This is a genomic window from Palleronia sp., assembly GCF_042089775.1.
Classification (GTDB): Bacteria; Pseudomonadota; Alphaproteobacteria; order Rhodobacterales; family Rhodobacteraceae; genus Palleronia.
Genome location: NZ_JBELKF010000172.1, coordinates 1 through 4,135 on the forward strand (window position 1 = coordinate 1; position 4,135 = coordinate 4,135).

The following is a 4,135-nucleotide window of genomic DNA, read 5'->3' on the forward strand; positions in this document are numbered from 1 at the left end:
AGGCATCGGAGGTGCGAAACGGCATCGTCCCGAACTTCTCGACGAGCTTCTCGGATGGCTTGCTGACCGGGTGCCAACCGGCGCCGATCAGGAAGTTGCGCCGCTCGATGTCATCCTCGTCGCAATTGGCCACGAAGATCTTCGTGCCGGCCTCGATGCGCAGGGGCTGCGCTCCCGCCGGATCGCTGGCGGGGCGACCGAGAAACCGATCGAGGCCGTCCTCGCGCTTGCGCCCGGCGGTCGCCGCCTCGAGCATCGAGCTCACCTGGGCACTCAGCTGGCCATTGTATTGGGATTTCAGGATGGTCGCCAGGTAGAGGGGCGGCTGGCAGATCGAGGGCTTCAGGGTCCAGGTCGACCGGCCGGGCTCGACCGCGAAGGGCGCGAAGCCATGGATGTCGAGCAGCTTCTCGAGCTTGCTGGTGAAGTAGTAGCTGGCCCCGGTCACCGAAGCGCTCCACTTCGGCAGATCCCCGCGGAACCGGCCTTCCTTGCACTTCACGTTCATATGGACGGTCATGGCCTGCCTCTCGCGATCCTGTTGCGCCGACGATAAACGAATCTTGCGAAAAAAGTAGCACACCGACTGGAGCCGCGGAGCCGGAAAGTCGTGGAAAACCGACCCACGCGCACCGGATCTCGTGGTGCATATAGACTATGTTCGCGGTTTACCCCCTATATATTGATGCGAAAAACAATTTTGACACCACGGAAGTCTTGACGTGAGGGCATGATGTTGCGGATGTTGCTTGAAGCAAGTTTTTAGCTTGAAGGCGAAGATCCAACCCCCAAGTCCTGCGAAACAGACTTTTCCGTATGTTCGGAATTCTTCGCAAAATAGAGATGATGATCACAGACGCGCACGCCGTCCTCGGCTTTGCGAGGAAAAATCGAACCCTCCGACAGCCGAAGGCAGCACGCAGCATTACAGGAACGATGATGACTTTCGATCAGGAGCTTCATGCGATGACCGTTATAGAAAACGCAGCCATTCAGGACACTGACAATGGTGACCAGCACCAGGTCGTGGATGGGGGAAAAACGGACGCGCGCCTCCTCGAGAAGAGCCCTTCCGGCATCGTCTACACCGAGGAGACGATCACACCGCACGAGGCGGGCGTCATGCTTCGCTCCATTGCCGTTCAGCGCCGGGAAGACAAACGGGCGATCAAGTCCTATGCGAGCGCGATGCGCAAGGATGCATGGATCCTGAACAGCCAGACGATCATCCTCGATGAGAAAGGCCGCGTGATCGACGGCTTCCACCGTCTCGCGGCGATCCGGGACGCGGACACCGCCATCAGAACGGTGATGGCACGCAACGTGCCAGGCGATGTCGTTCACACCATCGACCAGCACCGCAAGCGCCGCTACAGCGGCGTCCTCGAAGCGCGCGGCGTCCCGCAGGCCGGCACCGTGGCACGCCTTATGGGGCGCATGATCCGCATCGAGAACGGGATATTCGGCCGCAGCAAGGCGCAGATCGCCTGGTCGCGCCTCGAGCGGGTCCTGGAGGCCAATCCGGAGCTGATCGAAGCGGTCACCATCAGCGACAATTACAAGAACAACCTGCTGCGCAGTGGCGTGCTGAACATCCTGTTCTTCATGGCGCTGCGCGCCGACCGAATGGATGATCTGCACAAGTTCCTCCGCGACTTCCATCCGGATGTCGACGAGAAGAACGCCTCGTTCCGGTCGACCTACAAGTTCCGCAACGAGATGTTGTCGCACCGCGCCCGCGCACGGCGTTTAAGCAAAGGCAGCAACACCGCCGGCCTGGGTGAGGATGAAGAAATCGGCGGCGCCATTCAGGCCTTCAACGATGCCTTCAACGGCGATCTGTCCCGCGACACCTACCTGTGGTCCCCCGACACCTCGATGATGGAAGTTGTCGACGAGGCGCGCTACGAGGCCGCCCATGAGCAGGCGATCAAGAAGGCGGTGGCCGCCGAGAAGCGGCGTTTGAGGAAGGAAGGCCGCAAGGACGAGATCGACGACATCGATCCCGAGAGCCTGGATGTCGACTTCAAGCCGCCGATGAAGGACGTGCCGATTCCGAACCTCGGCCTGCCGATCATGGATGGCTACCCCGGTATTCGCGAGGGTCGCGTCACGGATCTCGCCGAGAGCGACGATTACGAGGATCGCATCGGCAAGGAACTGAAGGAGGCTCATGATCACGAAGGCGAGCGGCCTCAGCTTCAGCTCAAGACGATCACGGTGACGCCGAAGCTGGCGCGCGAGTTGCTGCGCTTCAACATGCACAACCGGAAGATCCAGCCGGCCCACGTCAAGATGATGGCGCGCGACATCAAGGGCGGGTTCTGGATGGTGAACGCGCAGCCGATCGCCTTCACGCGCAATCCCTTCGCTGACGACGCCGACGCGAGCAACACCCGCCTGCTCAACGGCCAGCACCGCCTGATGGCCTGCATCGAGGCCAACGAACCGATCGAGATCCCGATCTCGTGGAACGTGGCCGAAGAGGCGTTCTCGACCTTCGACACCCATGCCAAGCGCTCGAAGCTGGCCGACAGCTCCGCTGGCGACGAACGGGTTCTGAAGGCCGCGGCGAAGTTCATGTGGCGGGTCGACAGTGGCCTCGACATCCTGGCCCAGGTCACGCCATCGACCACCGAACTCAGCATCACGCTGGCAAAACACCCGACCCTCGCAGAAGTCTTCTCCGATGCGCGCCGCCTGAAGTCGCTCGGCTCGGCCGGTGTGCTGACCTACATCCTGGCCCGGGTGAAAGAGGAGCGGGCGGATTATTACGATGAATTCTTCGACATCCTGAAGACCGGCGAAGGCATCGAGAAGGGCAACCCGCTGGGCAAGATGCGGACCGATATCCACGGCGCCTACAAGGACAAGGCCAAGCGTGCCGAGATGCTGCGCCTCTACCTGCAGGCCTGGGAGAGCTACCGGGATTGGCGCATCCAGAAGGAAAAAGCGCAGGGTCAGTAAGGCCTGGCTGACACCGCACGCTGACCCTTTTGCCAGGTTCGACTTGCGACCTGCCGCCTTGATGGTGGCAGGTCGTTTCTTTGCGCGGTGCAGGCGTGTTCAGGATCGGCGCCGATTACGGTCCGGAGCCGGACATGCCCTGCCCTGCCCTTGCGGCATCTCGGCTCGTGGACTTACAGTAACGACAGGCCCAAGCGAGGAGCGTATCATGACCCGTGTGGGCGGTCCCGACCAAGATAATCGATCGATCTTCGACGCGTTCATCGTTCTCGGCCGTGTCGACGCGACGGTCCTGCTGATCGCGCTCGGCGCCTTCGCATTGGCGGATTTCTCACAGGTTGGATCCGCTTTGCGCGCCGGGCTGATCGTGCTGGCGCTCGCCATCGTCGCCGTCGGAGTCGCGGTGAATGGCGTCCGTCGTGCCAACCTGATGCGCCGCCATCGAAGGGCCATCGACAGGATTCAGGCGCATATCGCCGAGATGGACGAGATCGATGATCGGGACCGGCAGGTGAAGGACGGCTGATCGGGCTCGCGCGTTGTCCTACCCCGACCCCTTCAACCGGCGATCAGCAGGAGTAGCGCGGCCGCGCCTCTCAGAGGTCGCGGTGCTTCAGAATTCCATCGCGACCGTCACGGGCCGATCGGTAAAGCGGGCCCGCTCCATCACCTTCTCGAAGTCCCGGCCGATCCCGGCATCGATCCGACCGAGCGCCGCTCGCGCCACGGACCCGGCTTCGGGCTCGTCCTCGTCGATCATCTGGGCAAGCGTGGTGCGCGACACCGGGTGATCTCCACCGAAGCGCGCCTCCACCGAACTGGCAAGCAGCAGCCCGCGGGCGAGCAGCGACGCTTCGTCCTTTCGCAGGCCGGAGGCCATCAGGTCGACCTGGACCTCGTCGATCACCTGATCGATGCGGGCATCGAGGGACACGATCCGGCCCGCCCATTCGTCCAGTTCCTCGACGCTCCACATGCCGAGCGACACCTCGACCCGCCCCGACTGCTCGAGGGTCGCGTATTCGCGAAGGCTGGCATCGTCTGCTTCGAGCGCCGCGGCCGCGGCCAGGCGGCGAACGCCTTCGACCCGCGTCGTCGCCACATGTGCCCCCTGATCTTCCAGGGCTTCGCTGACCCCCACGGCCTTCCAGGCGTTCGCCGAGACCGC

Annotated in this window: 4 protein-coding genes; 2 read left to right on the plus strand and 2 right to left on the minus strand. The window is 62.8% G+C overall.

The features are described from left to right. A partial coding sequence (locus tag ACFDS3_RS19340) for a hypothetical protein (RefSeq protein ID WP_375263971.1) occupies positions 1 to 520 on the minus strand: 520 nt, incomplete at its 3' end. Positions 521 to 966: 446 nt separating this feature from the next. Here ACFDS3_RS19340 and ACFDS3_RS19345 point away from each other — a divergent pair. Then, complete coding sequence (locus ACFDS3_RS19345; protein ID WP_375263972.1) at positions 967 to 2,967, plus strand: hypothetical protein; 2,001 nt, start codon at positions 967 to 969, stop codon at positions 2,965 to 2,967. 208 nt (positions 2,968 to 3,175) lie between these two features. Continuing rightward, positions 3,176 to 3,493 (plus strand): hypothetical protein, encoded by a 318-nt coding sequence (locus tag ACFDS3_RS19350; RefSeq protein ID WP_375263973.1) that lies wholly within the window; start codon positions 3,176 to 3,178, stop codon positions 3,491 to 3,493. A gap of 87 nt (positions 3,494 to 3,580) precedes the next feature. Here the strand turns inward: ACFDS3_RS19350 and ACFDS3_RS19355 are convergent. Continuing rightward, positions 3,581 to 4,135: hypothetical protein (locus ACFDS3_RS19355; protein ID WP_375263974.1), on the minus strand; the 555-nt coding region annotated here is incomplete at its 5' end.

Excerpts from the sequence above, each read along its gene's own strand:
- ACFDS3_RS19345 (WP_375263972.1), top strand. The coding sequence starts at position 967 with ATGACCGTTATAGAAAACGCAGCCATTCAGGACACTGACAATGGTGAC.
- ACFDS3_RS19350 (WP_375263973.1), top strand. The coding sequence starts at position 3,176 with ATGACCCGTGTGGGCGGTCCCGACCAAGATAATCGATCGATCTTCGAC.